The organism is Ramlibacter tataouinensis TTB310, from assembly GCF_000215705.1.
Taxonomy (GTDB): domain Bacteria; phylum Pseudomonadota; class Gammaproteobacteria; order Burkholderiales; family Burkholderiaceae_C; genus Ramlibacter; species Ramlibacter tataouinensis.
The window spans coordinates 3,026,399-3,042,355 of sequence record NC_015677.1; the positions used below are offsets into that span (position 1 = coordinate 3,026,399).

The 15,957-nt window shown below is 69.3% G+C and carries 18 protein-coding genes; 2 read left to right on the forward strand and 16 right to left on the reverse strand.

The features are described from left to right. Positions 1-5: 5 nt before the first annotated feature. From RTA_RS14550 to RTA_RS14625, 16 genes are all read right to left on the reverse strand, one after another. On the reverse strand, positions 6-368 hold the full coding sequence (locus RTA_RS14550) for a DUF4845 domain-containing protein (RefSeq protein ID WP_041676456.1): 363 nt from the start codon (positions 366-368) through the stop codon (positions 6-8). Between the two features lie 15 nt (positions 369-383). Then, positions 384-1,352, reverse strand: coding sequence for a signal peptidase I (lepB, locus tag RTA_RS14555; protein WP_013902177.1), 969 nt, complete (start codon positions 1,350-1,352; stop codon positions 384-386). Positions 1,353-1,434: 82 nt separating this feature from the next. Further along, complete coding sequence (lepA, locus tag RTA_RS14560; RefSeq protein ID WP_013902178.1) at positions 1,435-3,246, reverse strand: translation elongation factor 4; 1,812 nt, start codon at positions 3,244-3,246, stop codon at positions 1,435-1,437. A gap of 499 nt (positions 3,247-3,745) precedes the next feature. Continuing rightward, on the reverse strand, positions 3,746-5,266 hold the full coding sequence (locus tag RTA_RS14565; protein WP_013902179.1) for a DegQ family serine endoprotease: 1,521 nt from the start codon (positions 5,264-5,266) through the stop codon (positions 3,746-3,748). 121 nt (positions 5,267-5,387) lie between these two features. Next, positions 5,388-6,410 (reverse strand): MucB/RseB C-terminal domain-containing protein, encoded by a 1,023-nt coding sequence (locus RTA_RS14570; RefSeq protein WP_041675617.1) that lies wholly within the window; start codon positions 6,408-6,410, stop codon positions 5,388-5,390. A gap of 7 nt (positions 6,411-6,417) precedes the next feature. Beyond that, entirely contained in the window at positions 6,418-7,014 is a 597-nt protein-coding gene (locus tag RTA_RS14575) for a sigma-E factor negative regulatory protein (RefSeq protein ID WP_013902181.1), read from the reverse strand. 19 nt (positions 7,015-7,033) lie between these two features. After that, entirely contained in the window at positions 7,034-7,669 is a 636-nt protein-coding gene (gene rpoE, locus RTA_RS14580; protein ID WP_041675618.1) for an RNA polymerase sigma factor RpoE, read from the reverse strand. Continuing rightward, positions 7,666-8,139 carry a hypothetical protein gene (locus tag RTA_RS20790; RefSeq protein WP_041675619.1) on the reverse strand — a complete coding sequence of 158 codons (474 nt, stop codon included), beginning with the start codon at positions 8,137-8,139 and terminating at the stop codon, positions 7,666-7,668. The genes rpoE and RTA_RS20790 overlap by 4 nt, the downstream gene beginning before the upstream one ends. A 46-nt stretch (positions 8,140-8,185) precedes the next feature. Continuing rightward, complete coding sequence (gene fabF / locus RTA_RS14590) at positions 8,186-9,430, reverse strand: beta-ketoacyl-ACP synthase II (protein WP_013902184.1); 1,245 nt, start codon at positions 9,428-9,430, stop codon at positions 8,186-8,188. Positions 9,431-9,434: 4 nt separating this feature from the next. Further along, positions 9,435-9,674, reverse strand: coding sequence for an acyl carrier protein (gene acpP / locus RTA_RS14595; protein ID WP_013902185.1), 240 nt, complete (start codon positions 9,672-9,674; stop codon positions 9,435-9,437). 104 nt (positions 9,675-9,778) lie between these two features. Next, positions 9,779-10,522: a 3-oxoacyl-ACP reductase FabG gene (gene fabG, locus RTA_RS14600; RefSeq protein ID WP_013902186.1), complete on the reverse strand. Its 744-nt coding sequence runs from the start codon at positions 10,520-10,522 to the stop codon at positions 9,779-9,781. Further along, entirely contained in the window at positions 10,519-11,469 is a 951-nt protein-coding gene (gene fabD / locus RTA_RS14605; RefSeq protein ID WP_041675620.1) for an ACP S-malonyltransferase, read from the reverse strand. The genes fabG and fabD overlap by 4 nt, the downstream gene beginning before the upstream one ends. 60 nt (positions 11,470-11,529) lie before the next feature. Then, the gene (locus RTA_RS14610; protein WP_013902188.1) at positions 11,530-12,507 is read right to left on the reverse strand and encodes a beta-ketoacyl-ACP synthase III; all 978 of its coding nucleotides are present in this window, start codon (positions 12,505-12,507) and stop codon (positions 11,530-11,532) included. A gap of 5 nt (positions 12,508-12,512) precedes the next feature. Further along, on the reverse strand, positions 12,513-13,565 hold the full coding sequence (gene plsX, locus RTA_RS14615; protein WP_081466284.1) for a phosphate acyltransferase PlsX: 1,053 nt from the start codon (positions 13,563-13,565) through the stop codon (positions 12,513-12,515). Positions 13,566-13,673: 108 nt separating this feature from the next. Then, positions 13,674-13,856 carry a 50S ribosomal protein L32 gene (gene rpmF, locus RTA_RS14620; RefSeq protein WP_013902190.1) on the reverse strand — a complete coding sequence of 61 codons (183 nt, stop codon included), beginning with the start codon at positions 13,854-13,856 and terminating at the stop codon, positions 13,674-13,676. Positions 13,857-13,991: 135 nt separating this feature from the next. Next, a complete protein-coding gene (locus tag RTA_RS14625) occupies positions 13,992-14,540 on the reverse strand; it encodes a YceD family protein (RefSeq protein WP_013902191.1) in 549 nt (182 codons plus the stop codon). A gap of 38 nt (positions 14,541-14,578) precedes the next feature. On the opposite strand from RTA_RS14625, the gene RTA_RS14630 reads away from it, so the two are divergent. Continuing rightward, positions 14,579-15,196: a Maf family nucleotide pyrophosphatase gene (locus tag RTA_RS14630; RefSeq protein WP_013902192.1), complete on the forward strand. Its 618-nt coding sequence runs from the start codon at positions 14,579-14,581 to the stop codon at positions 15,194-15,196. A gap of 2 nt (positions 15,197-15,198) precedes the next feature. Then, positions 15,199-15,954 (forward strand): SAM-dependent methyltransferase, encoded by a 756-nt coding sequence (locus RTA_RS14635; protein ID WP_013902193.1) that lies wholly within the window; start codon positions 15,199-15,201, stop codon positions 15,952-15,954. The last annotated feature ends 3 nt before the right edge of the window (positions 15,955-15,957 follow it).

The window sequence follows — 15,957 nt, forward strand, 5'->3', positions numbered from 1 at the left end:
CCCGTTCACCGGGTCGTGCGGGACTGGCCCGTGTATTTCAGCAGCAGGTGGGCCGGGCCGAACATGTGGATTTCGCGGTTGTAGGCGAACCGCACCACCACCTGGTCGTTCACCTTGGTGATCTCCAGGTCCCGGCCCGAGATCGACTTGATGTCGTCGATCTGCGCCGCCCGGTCGAAGATGGAGCGCACGTCCACCGGCGTGCTGCCTTCATTGGCGGCCTTCTGCACCGCTTTCAGCGCAGCCTGGTACTCCAGCAAGGTGGGGAACACCTGCGCGGCCAGCACGGCGAGGCCGCCGAGCACGACCAGCACGATGACCAGCCCGAAGAACGAAATGCCGGCTTGGCGGGATTTGCGCGATTTCATCATTGCCCTCTCTCCTCACTCGAAACTGCCGATGCGCTTGAAGTCGCCGAAATTCATCCACACGAAGAAGGCCTTGCCCACGATGTTGCGATCGGGCACGAACCCCCAGTAGCGCGAATCGAGCGAATTATCGCGGTTGTCGCCCATCACGAAATAGTGGCCGGGCGGCACCTTGCACACCAGGCCCTCGACGCTGTAGCGGCAGTTCTGCTTGTAGGGGTAGTCCTCGGCCCCCGGGACGAAGGCCGGCCGGTCCTCGTCGTTGAGCACCCGGTAGGTCTTGCCGCCCAGGCTCTCCTGGAACTGGCGGGCGTAGCGCATCGCGTCCTGGTCGAAGAAGTCAGGCACCGGCTGCGTGGGCACCGGCTGACCGTTGATGGTCAGGCGCTTGTTCAGGTAGGCCACCTCGTCGCCGGGCACGCCGACCACGCGCTTGATGTAGTCCAGGCTGGGCCGGGGCGGGTAGCGGAACACCATCACGTCGCCGCGCGCGGGCGGCGTGCCCTCGGTCAGCCTGGTGTGGATCACCGGCAGGCGCAGCCCGTAGGTGAACTTGTTGACCAGGATCAGGTCGCCCACCAGCAGGGTGGGGATCATGGAGCCGGAGGGGATCTTGAACGGCTCGAACAGGAACGAGCGCAGCACGAACACCGCCAGGATCACCGGGAACAGGCCGGCGGTCCAGTCCAGCCACCAGGGCTGCATGAGCAGGCGCTGGCGCGCCGCGGCCAGGTCGCCGCCGTGGTCGGGGGTGATGCCCCGGGCCGCCAGACTGGCGCTGCGCTGCCCGGCGTCGGCCTCCAGGCGGGCGGCCGCCTGGCGCCGGCGGGGCAGGAACACCAGCCGCTCGGCCAGCCAGTACAGGCCGGTGACCAGGGTGGCCAGGAACAGCAGCAGGGCGAAGTTGCCTTCCACGAACCCCAGGTACCAGGCCACGGCGTAGCCGCCGAAGCCCGCCAGCACCAGCGCCGTCAGCACCGGCATCACAGCGCCCCCACGCTTGCGGCGGCAGCCGCGGCGCTGCCCCCCGAGGGGGCCTTCGGGGCTTGGAGCGGTCCGGCGCCCCTCATTCGTCGACCTGCAGGATGGCCAGGAACGCTTCTTGGGGGACTTCGACCGAGCCGATCTGCTTCATTCTTTTCTTGCCTGCCTTCTGTTTCTCGAGGAGCTTGCGCTTGCGGGTGATGTCGCCGCCATAGCATTTTGCCAGCACGTTCTTGCGCAGCGCCTTGATGGTCTCGCGGGCGATGACGTTGGCGCCGATGGCCGCCTGGATGGCGACGTCGAACATCTGGCGGCTGATGATCTCGCGCATCTTGGCCGCCACCGCCCGGCCCCGGTACTGGGCCTGGCTGCGGTGCACGATGATGGACAGCGCGTCCACCTTCTCGCCGTTGAGCAGGATGTCGACCTTCACCACGTCGGAGGCGCGGTACTCCTTGAATTCGTAGTCCATCGAGGCATAGCCGCGGCTGACCGACTTCAGCTTGTCGAAGAAGTCCAGCACGATCTCGCCCAGCGGCAGCTCGTAGGTGAGCATGACCTGGCGTCCGTGGTAGGCCATGTTGATCTGCACGCCGCGCTTCTGGTTGGCCAGCGTCATGACGGGACCGACGTACTCCTGCGGCATGTACAGGTGCACGGTCACGATAGGTTCGCGGACCTCCTGGATGCGGCCCTGGTCCGGCATCTTGGCGGGGTTCTCCACCATGATCACCTCGCCGTCGCCCTTGACCACCTGGTAGACCACGCTGGGCGCGGTGGTGATCAGGTCCTGGTCGAACTCGCGCTCCAGCCGCTCCTGCACGATCTCCATGTGCAGCAGGCCCAGGAAGCCGCAGCGGAAGCCGAAGCCGAGTGCCTGGCTGACCTCCGGCTCGTAGTGCAGCGAGGCGTCGTTGAGCTTGAGTTTCTCCAGGCTGTCGCGCAGTGCGTCGTACTGGTTGGCCTCGGTCGGGTACAGGCCCGCGAACACCTGCGGCTGGATCTCCTTGAAGCCGGGCAGCGGCTCGGTGGCGCTGAACGCAGCGCCGCCGGTGCCGGGCTTGATCAGGGTGACGGTGTCGCCCACCTTGGCGGCTTGCAGTTCCTTGATGCCAGCGATGACGTAGCCCACCTCGCCCGCTTCCAGCGCGTCGCGCGACTCGTTCGCCGGGGTGAACACCCCCAGCTGGTTGGCCTCGTAGCTGGCCTCGGTGGCCATGAGCTTGATCCGCTCGCCCCTGGCCAGGCGGCCGTCGACCACGCGCACCAGCATCACCACGCCGACGTAGCTGTCGAACCAGCTGTCGATGATCATGGCGCGCAGCGGGCCGTCGGACTTGCCGCGCGGCGCCGGCACCTTGGCCACGATAGCCTCCAGGATGTCGTCGATGCCCATGCCGGTCTTGGCCGAGCACGGGATGGCCTCGGACGCGTCGATGCCGATCACGTCCTCGATCTCGCGCTTGGCGTTGTCGGGATCGGCCTGCGGCAGGTCCATCTTGTTGAGGACCGGCACCACCTCCACGCCCAGGTCGAGAGCGGTGTAGCAGTTGGCCACCGTCTGCGCCTCCACGCCCTGGCTCGCATCCACCACCAGCAACGCGCCCTCGCATGCGGACAGCGAGCGCGACACCTCGTACGAGAAGTCGACGTGGCCGGGCGTGTCGATCAAGTTGAGGTTGTAGATGCGGCCGTCGCGGGCCTGGTACTTCAGTGCGGCGGTCTGCGCCTTGATGGTTATCCCACGCTCTTTTTCGAGATCCATCGAGTCCAGCACCTGCTCTTCCATCTCACGGTCCGACAGCCCGCCGCAACGCTGGATCAGGCGGTCGGCCAGCGTCGATTTGCCGTGGTCGATGTGCGCGATGATCGAAAAATTTCTGATGTGATTCATCAACGGGAACGCTTAAGTGATTGAATTCAAACGACAGCGGGCAAGAAAAAAGGGCGCGTCTGGTGGCGACGCGCCCTGAACCAACAATCTATGGCAACTGCGAAGGTTGGAGCTTCATTGTAGGCAAAAAGCCCGGACCGTACAGCCGGGCCGGGCGGGGCAAAGCCTCGTTGCGGGTCGGCAACATGGTTTCTATGCACAGGTTATCAACATTTTTCATGAGCAACCGCGAGGACAAGATGTGGGCGACTTGTGGAAGCTCTGTGACCATGCGGTTCACATCCCGTATCGTGGGCAATACCAACGGGCTTATGCAGTAATGAGCGGTTGAGCCCATCTGATTCTACCCAAACCCGATAATCGGAAGCCGGAAGTGAGCAACCGCAAACTTTTGGGTTGACTAACTGCTGAGTTGTTTTTTATTTTTTGCCCTGCTGGAGAAGGCATGAAAAAGCCCCAAACCCGAGTACGGGCTGGGGCCTTGAAGCGGCTCAGGCGCTCAGCGTGACGGCCGGATCAGCAGGTAGGTGGCCAGTTCGCCGCGGCGCAGCAGCACCGGGATGGGCTTGGTCTTGTCGACCTTGGCGACCACCGCGTCGAACTCGCGCACGCTGTTGATCTCGGTATTGCCGATCTGCACGATCACGTCCCCTTCGCGGATCCCGGCACGAGCCGCGCTCTCGGTGGCGGCTTCCACCCGTACGCCGCCCTTGATCTTCAACTCCTTCTTCTGCGCGTCGCTCAGGTCGCTGACGGCCAGGCCCACCGACTGGGCGGCGGCCGAGCCCTTGGGCTTTTCCTCCGGCGCGGCGGCGCGGCGCACCGGCTTTTCCGGTTCGATCTCCGCCACCTGGATGTTCAGCTCGCGCGTGCCGCCGCGGCGGAACACCGTCAGGCTGGAACGGCTGCCCGGCTTGGTGTTGCCCACCAGGCGCGGCAGGTCGGTGGCGCGCTCGATGGTCTTGCCGTCGAAGCGGGTGATGATGTCGCCTGCCTCGATGCCAGCCCGGTCGGCCGGCGATCCGGCTTCCACGCTGCGCACCAGTGCGCCTTGAGGACGGCCCAGGCCGAGCGACTCGGCCACGTCCTTGGTCACCTGGTCGATCTGCACGCCGATGCGGCCGCGCACCACGCGTCCGCTGGGGCCCCGCAGCTGGTCGGCCACCCGGATCGCCTCGTCGATGGGGATCGCGAACGAGATGCCCATGAAGCCGCCCGAGCGCGAGTAGATCTGGCTGTTGATGCCGATCACCTCGCCGCGCATGTTGATGAGCGGCCCGCCGGAATTGCCGGGGTTGATCGCCACGTCGGTCTGGATGAAGGGCAGGTAGTCGCCGGTCTCGCGGGCCTTGGCGCTCACGATGCCGGCCGTCACGGTGTTCTCCAGTCCGAACGGCGAGCCGATCGCCATCACCCATTCGCCCACCTTGAGCTTGCTGACGTCGCCGATGCGCACGGCCGGCAGGCCGGTGGCGTCGATCTTGATCACCGCGACGTCGGTGCGCTTGTCCGGCGTGCCCACCACCTTGGCCTTGAACTCGCGCTTGTCCGGCAACGTCACGATCACCTCTTCCGCCCCCTCGACCACGTGGGCGTTGGTCATCACGAAGCCGTCCTGGGTCAGGATGAAGCCGGAGCCTACGCCGCGCGGCCGCGCCTCCTCTTCCTGGGGGCGGTCGGGGCGCGGCCCCTGGCGCGGCACGCCGGGCAGCGGCTGGCCGAAGAAGCGCCTGAAGAACTCCTGCATCTCCTCGTCCATGCCGGGCGGCAACTGGCCGCCGCCGCCGCCGCCGCCGCCGCCGCCAGGGTTGCTGCGGGCGCGCTCCAGCGTGCGGATGTTGACCACCGCCGGTCCCACCTGCTCCACCAGCTCGGTGAAGTCGGGCAGGTTGCCGCCCTGCCGGTTGGGCGCCGACTGCGCCAGCACCGGCTGCGCCGGAACCAGCGCCACCGCGGCACCAACGGCCAGTGCCGACACGGCCAGCCGCATCCTCAGGGTTTTCCATTCGATCCGGAACATATCCACCTCTAGTGAAAGAGCAAGACGGGAGCAAGGCCCGGCTGCAGGCTCTGAGCCGCAGCGGGGCGGATTGGTTCGCCGCCGACGCGCCACCTCGGCCGGCCGGGCCACAGATGGGGGCTTATTTGCGGCGCTCAAGGTTCTGCGCGAAGGCGCGCAGGGTCTGGGGCGGAACCTCGCCCACCGCGGTGAGCCACCAGTCCTGGACGCGGCGCGTCAGGGTCTGGCTGGCACCGGCGGCGAACAGGCCTTCCTGCAAGTGGCGCTGGCGGTCGTAGCCCTCGATGAACAGCGACACCGACGCCAGGCCGTCCGAGAAGATCCACTGCACCGTGCCTTCGGCGGCGCTGCCGCGGCGTCGGTAGCAGCTCATCGGCTTGAAGCCCGGCGGACTGGCCTTGAGCGCCCAGCCTTCGGCGGCGGCGTCGGTCTTCACCGCGTCGGAACGCTCGACGCGCCAGCCTGGCGGCGGCGCCATCAGCTCGGCCAGCTTGTCGGCCTTGAGCGGTGCGTCCAGTTGCAGCTCGGAGAAAGCCGCCTGTTCCAGCACCTCGCCCCCGCCGCCCAGGGTCTGCAGCTTGACCACCAAGCCGGTTTTCTTCTCGCTCCAGATGCGGTAGCCGAAACGCAGCCCGTCCTTGGGCGCGATGTGCACCACGTCGGCGTCATAGCCGGCCACCCGGTCGCTGCCGGTGCGGCGCGCGGTGTAGAACTCGGCGATCGCAGTGCCGCTGGATTTGAGCAGGTCGGGGAAGACGCCCAGCGAATCGCGCCGCTCGGTGCGGGCGACGCGCTTTTCCGGCCACAGCGTCACGACCTCGTCGTTGCGGCGCAAGGTGGACCGCGGCGCCCCGGTCAGGCTCTCCACCCGCTCGACCTGCTGCTCGGCGTCGCAGGCGTGCCAGATGCGGGCAGTGGACATGGCGCCGGCGTTGGAGGACACGACGAAGGTGCCCACATAGTTGCGCTGGCGCGAGGCCTCGTGCATGCGCATGAGCCACTCGTTGACGCCGCGCTCCGGCGCGGCCCCGGCCACCGGGGCGGCACCTTGCGCGGCGACCAGGCCGGCGCTGCCCAGGGCCCAGACGGCCAGCAGGCGGCGCGCGGCTTGGGGAAGCAGGAAAACCAGGCGGGGCGACTCCATGAACCGCTTACCGCGCGGGCCCTTCGAAGGTGGCATTGAGCAGGAAACCCGCTGGTGTCTGCAGCGCGGTGGCGCCGCCGAACTGGCGGTGCGCCGCCAGCAGCTCGTCCAGCTGCGGGTCGCGGATCATCACCGCCCCTCGCTCGGCACCCGCCAGCACCATGCCGCCCGCTTGCTGCGGCGCGGCCGCCAGCTGGGGCTGCGCGCCCGAACCCCCGGGTGCGGCCACCACCGACCAGCCCAGGGCGGCCACCGCGGCCACCGAAGCCAGGCCCGCCACCACTTTCCAGCGGAAGACGCCGTCGTTGGCCGCCGGCCTGGCATCCAACCGCTCCATGCCGGAGGGAATGGCTGCGGTGGCCAGGGTGGCCAACGCCGGCTCCTGGGCAAGCCGTTGCGACAGCCGGGCCACGAAGGCCGGCGAGCCGCTGCCCGCGGCCAGGTCGCTGGAGCGCAGCACGTCACCGATGAGGTGATAGGTCTGCCAGGCCTGGCGCGCCACAGGATCGGTGGCCACCGTCTCCACGCCCCGGGCGAAATCCTCGCCGCGCAACTGGCCGTCGGCCAGCGCCGAGATCATTTCCTTGGTGTCCATCTGGTTCATTCGCATCACCTCTCGTCGCCTACCAGCGCTTGCCCGACTGGTTCTCCAGCAAGGGCTTGACCTTGGCCGAAATCGCCTCGCGCGCCCGGAAAATCCGCGAACGCACGGTACCGATCGGGCAATTCATCACTTCCGCGATCTCTTCGTAGCTCAGGCCCTCGATCTCGCGCAGCGTCACCGCCTGGCGCAGTTCGTCGGGCAGGGCTTCCATGGCCGAGTTGACCGTGGCGGCGATTTCCTTGGCGGCCAGCACCGTCTCCGGCGTTTCGGGGCTGGTTAGTTCGTTCTCCACGGAGGAAGTTTCATCCTCCTCGTCGTTCCCGCGCAGGGCGCTCTCGGAAACCAGCGGGTCGCGCTTGAGGTCGACCAGGGCTTTCTTGGCGGTGTTGACGGCAATCCGGTACAACCAGGTGTAGAACTGCGCCTCGCCGCGGAACTGGGCCAGCGCCCGGTAGGCGCGGATGAAGGTTTCCTGGGCGATGTCCTCCACCAGGTCGACATCGCGCACCATGCGGCCGATCAGCCGCTCGATGCGGCGCTGGTACTTGATCACCAGCAGCTCGTAGGCCTTCTGGTCGCCCGCCACCGTGCGCTCCACCAGCATCTGGTCGGTATCCTGGGGCGTTGGGGCGGGAGCGGGCGCGTTCTTGGTCATGGTTTCGCCGCGGAGGACGCCGAAGCCGGGGGCGCATCGGGTCTGGCGCGGGAATATACCGCACGGCGCAGCGCGTCCCAGTGCGCCGCGCGCATGCCCCGCTCCAGCCAAAGCCAGCTTGGAAGCCGGTGCGGCCCCTCGCCCAGGGCGCTCATCCGCAGCAGCAGCGCCCACTGCAGGTCCAGGCCCACTTCGAGCCGGGCCTGCACCGGCACCGCGGCGCCCTCCTCCTGCCAGGTCCAGCCGCCGCCATCCCAGCTGAGCTCGCCCCGGGGACCGGCCCGCCAGGCGGTCAGTGCCCATCCGCCCAGGCCGGCCACCAGGGCCAGGCCCAGCGCCGGGCGCCATCCCGGCACCACCGCCAGCCAGGCCACCTGGGCCACCGCCGCGCAGGTCCAGACCAGCAGCAGCACGGCGCCGCCCCAAACGGAACGCCCCACCGGGTAGCTCACCGATGGGGCGTTGTGCATGGGCTCGTGCCGGGGAAGCGTTACGGGCCGGTGCGGCTGGTCGTCGTCACAGGCGCTTGAAGACCAGCGTGCCGTTGGTGCCACCGAAGCCGAAGTTGTTCTTCATCGCCACCTGGATCTTCGCGTCGCGCGCCTGGTTGGCGCAGTAGTCCAGGTCGCATTCGGGATCCTGGTTGAAGATGTTGATGGTCGGAGGCACCTTCTGCTGCTGCAGCGCCAGTACCGTGAACACCGACTCGATGCCGCCGGCGCCACCCAGCAGATGGCCGGTCATGGACTTGGTCGAGCTGACCACCGTCTTCTTCGCATGGTCGCCCAGCGCCAGCTTGATGGCATTGGTCTCGTTCACGTCGCCCAGCGGCGTGGAGGTGCCATGGGCGTTGACGTAGTCCACCTGGTCGGCGTTCATGCCCGCGTTGCGCAGCGCGTTCACCATGGCGCGGCGCGGGCCGTCCACGTCGGGCGCCGTCATGTGGTGCGCGTCGGCGCTCATGCCGAAGCCGGCGAGCTCGCAATAGATGGTGGCGCCGCGTGCCTTGGCATGCTCGTACTCCTCCAGCACCAGCACGCCGCCGCCCTCGCCCAGCACGAAGCCGTCGCGGTCCTTGTCCCAGGGGCGCGAAGCGGTCTTGGGATCGTCGTTGCGGGTGGACAGTGCGCGCGAGGCGGCGAAGCCGCCGATGCCCAGCGGCGAGACGGTGGACTCGGCGCCGCCGGCGACCATCACGTCGGCGTCCCCGGACTCGATCATGCGGGCGGCCAGGCCGATGGAGTGCAGGCCGGTGGTGCAGGCCGTCACGATGGCGACGTTGGGCCCCTTGAAGCCGTACTTGATGGACACGTGGCCCGAGATCATGTTGATGATCGACGAGGGCACGAAGAACGGGGAGATGCGGCGCGGCCCGCGCGCGGTCAGCTCCTGGTGCTGGGTCTCGATGCCCGGCAGGCCGCCGATGCCCGAACCGATGTTCACGCCGATGCGCGTGGCCAGCTCATCGCCCAGCGCGTCGCCGGTGGGCAGGCCGCTGTCGGCGACCGCCTGGGCGGCGGCGGCCAGGCCCAGGTGGATGAAGCGGTCCATGTGCCGGGCTTCCTTCTCGGGCACATAGTCGCCGACGTTGAGGCCTTTGACCTCGCCGGCGAACTTGCAGGCGAAGTTGCTGGCGTCGAACTGGGTGATGAAGTCGATGCCGGACTGGCCAGCCAGCAGCTTGGCCCAGGACTCGCCCACCGTGTTGCCCACGGGGCTGACGCAGCCCAGGCCGGTTACGACAACGCGGCGTCGGGTCATCCTCTTAAGCCTTCTGGTGCGCGTTGGCGTAGTCGATCGCGTTCTGCACGGTGGTGATCTTCTCGGCGTCCTCGTCCGGGATCTCGATGCCGAATTCGTCTTCCAGCGCCATCACCAGCTCGACCGTGTCCAGCGAGTCGGCGCCCAGATCGGCCACGAAGGCCTTCTCGTTGGTCACCTGGGACTCTTCGACGCCGAGTTGCTCGGCGATGATCTTCTTGACACGTGCTTCGATATCGCTCATGGGTTCCCTCTAGGGGTTTGTGAATGAATCAGGAATTTTAGCGGGCGCGCGCCGGCGCTCCGCCGCTGGGTTACAGGCCGGAACCTCCGGCCCGTTCGGGAGAGCTAGGCCATGTACATGCCGCCGTTGACGTGCAGCTCCTGGCCGGTGACGTAGCCGGCCTGCGGCGAGGCCAGGTAGGCCACGGCGTGGGCCACGTCCTGGGGCCGGCCGAGCGCGCCCAGGGGGATTTGCCCGAGCAGCGCCTTGTGCTGCTCTTCCGGCAGGCTGGCCGTCATGTCGGTGGCGATGAAGCCGGGGGCGACGCAGTTGACCGTGATGCCCCGGCTGCCCAGTTCGCGCGCGAGCGCGCGCGTCATGCCCGCCACGCCGGCCTTGGCGGCGGCGTAGTTGGCCTGGCCCGGGTTGCCCGAGGCGCCCACCACCGAGGTGATGTTGACGATGCGGCCGTAGCGTTGCTTCATCATGGTGCGCATCACGGCGCGGCTCATGCGGAACACCGCCTTGAGATTGGTGTCCAGCACCGCGTCCCAGTCCTCGTCCTTCAGCCGCATGGCCAGCATGTCGCGCGTGATGCCGGCGTTGTTGACCAGCACCTGCAGGCCGCCATGCTCCTTGGCGACGGACTCCACCAGCGCCTCGGCGGCGGCGGCATCGTTCACGTCCAGCTTCGCGCCGCGGCAGCCGGCATGGGCGGCCAGGGCGGCGCCGATCTTCGCCGCGCCGTCGTCGGTGGTGGCGGTGCCGACGACCTTGAGGCCGCGCGCCGCGAGTTCGGCCGCGATCGCCGCGCCGATGCCGCGCGAGGCGCCGGTGACCAGGGCCACCTGGCCTTGGGTATCGCTCATTGCATCATCCCTTTCACCTCGGCCAGCGTGGCCGGGTCGTACACGGCGGCGGCCGCCAGGTTGGCGTCGATGCGCTTGCACAGGCCGGCCAGCACCTTGCCCGGTCCGCATTCCACGAGGGTGGAGATCCCGCGGCCCTGGATGGCGCGCACGCACTCCACCCAGCGCACCGGGCCGAAGGCCTGGCGGTACAGCGCCTCGCGGATGCGATCGGCATCGGTGTGAACCGCCACGTCGATGTTGTTCACCACCGGAATACGGGGCGCCGCGATGGGCGTGGCCGCCAGCCGCTCGCGCAGCCGGTCGGCGGCCGGCTTCATCAGGCTGGAGTGGAACGGCGCCGACACCGGCAGCGGCAGCGCGCGCTTGGCGCCCTTGGCCTTGAGCACCTCGCAGGCCTTGTCCACGCCGGCCTTGCTGCCGGCGATCACGGTCTGCGCCGGGTCGTTGAAGTTCACCGCCTCCACCACCTCGGCCGTGCCCGCACCGAAGGACTGCAGCGCCTCGGCGCAGCCTTCGATCACCTGCCGCGCCTCCAGCCCCAGGATGGCCGCCATGGCGCCGGCGCCCACCGGCACGGCCTCCTGCATGGCCTGGGCGCGAAAGCGCACCAGCGGTGCCGCCTGCGCCAGCGTCAACGCGCCGGCCGCCACCAGGGCCGAGTACTCGCCCAGCGAATGGCCGGCCAGGGCGGCCGGCTCGGCGCCGCCCTCGGCGCGCCAGGCACGGTATGCCGCCACGCCGGCCACCAGCATCACCGGCTGGGTGTTGGTGGTCAGCGCCAGTTCCTCCTTGGGGCCTTCGTGGATGAGCCGGCCGATGTCCTGCTGCAGCGCGTCGGAGGCCTCCTTCACCGCCTCGGCCACGGCCGGGTGGGCGCCCCAGGCGTCGAGCATGCCCACGGCCTGGGAGCCCTGGCCCGGGAAGACGAAAGCGAACGGTTTCATTCTGGTGTGGATCGCCGGTTGATGTGATCGGGCCGCGGCCCCGGTGGAGAAGGCGCGCGGCTAGAAATCCAGCAGCACCGCGCCCCAGGTGAAGCCGCCGCCCACGCCTTCGAGCATCAGCGTGTCGCCCTTCTTGACCTGCCCGCCACGCACCGCGGCGTCCAGCGCCAGCGGGATGGAAGCCGCGGAGGTGTTGCCATGCTGGTCCACCGTGACCACCAGCTTGTCCAGCGGCAGCTTCAGCTTCTTGGCCGTGCCCTGCATGATGCGGATGTTGGCCTGGTGCGGGATCAGCCAGTCGATGTCGGCCTCCTGCCTGCCGGCCTTGGCCAGCGTGGCGCGGGCCGCCTCCTCCAGCACGCCGACGGCCAGCTTGAACACCGCCTGGCCGTCCATCTTGAGCAGGGGATCGCCCAGCACCTGACCGCCCGACACCGTGCCCGGCACGCACAGGATGCCCACGTGCCGGCCGTCGGCATGCAGATCCGTGGCCAGGATGCCGGGGGTGTCGGACGCCTCCAGCACCACGGCGCCGGCGCCGTCGCCGAACAGCACGCAGGTGGTGCGGTCGTTGAAGTCCAGGATGCGCGAGAACACCTCGGCGCCCACCACCAGCGCCTTGCTGGCCGCGCCGGCCTTGATCATGGCATCGGCCACCGTGAGCGCATAGACAAAGCCGCTGCACACGGCCTGCACGTCGAACGCGGCGCAGCCGGCGATGCCCAGCTTGTTCTGCAGGATGCAGGCCGCCGAGGGGAACACCATATCGGGCGTGGAGGTCGCCACGATGATCAGGTCGATCTGCGAGGCGGCGACGCCGGCGGCCTCCAGCGCGTGGCGCGCGGCATGCGCGCCCAGGTCGCTGCTGGTCACGTCGGCGGCGGCGAAGTGGCGGGCGCGGATGCCAGTGCGCTCGATGATCCACTGGTCCGAGGTCTCGACGCCCCGCTGGGCCAGCTCGGCGGCCAGGTCGGCGTTGGTGACGCGCCGCGGCGGCAGGTAGCTGCCGGTGCCGGTGATGCGGGAGTAAGGTCTCATGGAATTCAGGTGGCCACTGCCTCGGCCGGCTGCGCGTCGGCGTCGCCGCCCGCCAGCAGGGGACGGGCATGGGCGATGCGGGCCTGCACCCGCTCCAGCAGTTGGTTGCGGGCCGCATCATACGCGCGGTTGAGCGCCTGGCCGAAGGCGAATTCGTCGGCCGAGCCATGGCTCTTGAACACCAGGCCGCGCAGGCCCAGCAGCGCCGCGCCGTTGTAGCGCCGGTAGTCCACGCGCCGCTTGAACGCGGCCAGCACCGGGTAGGCCATCAGGGCCGCCACCTTGGTCAGCGGGCTGCGCGAGAACTCCTCCTTGAGGAAGCCGCCGATCATGGAGGCCAGGCCCTCGCTGGTCTTCAGGGCCACGTTGCCCACGAAGCCGTCGCACACCACGATGTCGGTGGTGCCCTTGAAGATGTCGTTGCCTTCCACGTTGCCGTGGAAGTTGAGGTCGCCGGAAGCGGCGGCCGAGCGCAGCAGCTCGCCCGCCTTCTTGATGACCTCGCTGCCCTTGATGATCTCCTCGCCGATGTTCAGCAGGCCGACCGAGGGCTGCTCCTCGTTCTTCAGCGCGGACACCAGGGCCGAACCCATCACGGCGAACTGCAGCAGGTGCTGCTCGGTGCAGTCCACGTTGGCGCCCAGGTCCAGCACCGTGGTGGCGCCGCCCTTGGCATTGGGCAGCGGGTAGGCGATGGCCGGCCGGTCGATGCCTTCCACGGTCTTGAGCAGGTAGCGCGCCAGCGCCATCAGCGCCCCGGTGTTGCCGGCCGACACGGCGGCCTGGGCCTGGCCGTCCTTGACCTGCTGCAGCGCCACCCGCATGGACGAATCCTTCTTCTTGCGCAGCGCGATCTCCACCGCGTCGTCCATGGCCACCACTTCCGAGGCGGCGACGACCCGGGCGCGGGGGTGGCTGAAGTCCTGCAGGGACTGCGGCAACCCCACCAGCAGCAGCTGGGCCTGCGGATGCTGCTCCAGGAAGTGCCGGCAAGCCGGCAGGGTGACTCGGGGGCCGTGGTCGCCCCCCATGCAATCGACGGCCAGGGTAATACTCATGGGCTCAACTGTAGAGCGATGCCGGCGGTGCCCACCAAGACAAAGGCCCGTGCCACGCAAGCGGCACCGGGCCTTGTTGGTCGAAAACGACGATGTGGGGAGGGCGGATCAGGCGTCGTTCTTGGTCTTGAGCACCTTGCGGCCCCGGTAGAAACCGTTGGGGCTGATGTGGTGCCGCAGATGCGTCTCGCCCGTAGTGGGCTCGACCGCGATGCCCGGCACGGACAGGGCGTTGTGCGAGCGATGCATGCCCCGCTTGGAGGGCGACTTCTTGTTCTGCTGGACGGCCATGGCGGGCTCCTGGATTCAAGGCGCTGCGCCACGGGCGCAGGGTCATGGGGTGGGTGGGCAGGCGCCGCACGGCCGCAAAAGGCGGCAAGGCAGGCGGCTGGAAAGCCCATGATTATAGCCCAGGGCCGGCTGGCGTCACTCGGCCTTGCCCTGCCGCAGCTTCTGCAGCATGGCGAAGGGGTTCTCGCGGACGGGGGCCGCCTCGCCAGCGCCCGGGTCGGCGGCCGACATCGGCAGCGGCTCGGGGCAGACCTCGTGGCGCGGCGCGACCGGCAGCGCCATCAGCAGTTCGTCCTCCAGCAGCTCGGCCAGGTCGAAGGCCCGGCTGGTGGCCAGCACGTCTTCCTCGGACTGGTCGTCCTCGGCGGCGGCAGCGGCTTCGTCGGCGACGAAGCGGAAACGCCCGTCCACCTCCACCGGCGTCTCCACCGGCTGCAGGCAGCGCTGGCAGGTGAGCTGCAGCTGCGCCCGCGCCCGCAGGTGCAGCCAGACCTGGGGCTGCAGGTGGCGCGGATTGCGCAGTTCGCCCTGCGCGCTCCAGTCCACGAGCGAATCGGCGCCGCGGCCCTCGGTCTCGGCCAGCAGCCGGCCGAAGGCGGACAGCGGCTGTTGCCCGTGCAGCGAGGCGCCCTCCTCGGCAAAGGCCTGGACATCGAGGCGGCGGGCGAGGAACTCCTTGGGCATCGGGCCAGTTTAAAAGAAGATTCGCCGAGAATCGGCCCATGCCCGCTCCCGACCGCGCCACCGCACCGACCTCCGGCCGCAGCGTCGTGCTGGGCTCCACCTCGCCCTACCGCCGCGAACTGCTGACACGGCTGCGCCTGCCCTTCACCGTCGCGGCGCCTCGAGTGGACGAGACACCGCGAGGCGGCGAACTGCCCGCCGCGCTGGCGCGGCGCCTGGCCGTGGCCAAGGCGCACGCCGTGGCCAGCGCCCACCCGGAGGCCGCCGTGATCGGCTCCGACCAGGTGGCGGACCTCGAAGGCGAGCCGCTGGGCAAGCCCGGCACGCACCAGCGCGCGGTCGACCAGCTGCGCCGCATGCGGGGACGTACCGTGGTGTTCCAGACCGCGGTGGCCGTGGTGTGCCGTGCGACGGGCTTCGAGCAGCTCGACCTGGCGCCGGTGCGGGTGCGTTTCCGCCACCTGTCCGATGCCGAGATCGAAGCCTACCTGCGCGCCGAGCAGCCCTACGACTGCGCCGGCAGCGCCAAGAGCGAGGGCCTGGGGATCGCGCTGCTGGAGGCCATCGACAGCGACGACCCCACGGCCCTGGTCGGCCTGCCGCTGATCCGCACCTGCCGCATGCTGCGCGCCGCCGGCGTCACGCTGCTGGCCTGAGCATGGCGGAGCGCGGCAAGCTGTACCTGGTACCGGCGCCGCTGGACTTCGGCGAGGCGCCCGCGCCCCTTGATGACGTGTTGCCCGCCGCTGCGCTGGGCATCGCGGCGCGCCTGGGCCACTGGGTGTGCGAAAACGCCAAGACCACCCGCGCCGTGCTCAAGCGCATCGGCGAGCTGCGGCCGCTGGCCCTGCCGGTGCAGCAGCAGCACATCGTCGAGCTGCCGCGGGAGCTGCACAAGAAGGGGGATGCCGGCACCGCGCCCGACCTGCGCCACCTGCTGGAACCCGCGCTGCAAGGCCACGACCTGGGGCTGATGAGTGAGGCCGGCATGCCCGCCGTGGCCGATCCGGGCGCGTCGGTAGTGCGCGGCGCGCACGACCTGGGCCTGGACGTGGTGCCCCTGGTCGGTCCCTCGTCGCTGCTGCTGGCGCTGGCCGCCAGCGGCCTGAACGGCCAGACTTTCGCTTTCGTCGGCTACCTGCCGCAGGAGGCCGCGGCCCGGACGCAGCGGATCCGGGAGCTGGAGGCGCTGGCCCTGCGCACGGGACAGTCCCAGCTGTTCATCGAAACGCCGTACCGGAACGCCGCGCTGTTGGGGGCATTGCTGCAGGCGCTGCGGCCCGAGACGCGGCTGGCGGTCAGCAGCGGCCTCACGCTGGCCACGGCGTGCACGCGCAGCCTGCCGGTGTCGCGCTGGCGCTCCCAGCCCGCGGCCATCGGCAACGCGCCCGCGGTGTTCGCGATCGGGCGCTGAGCA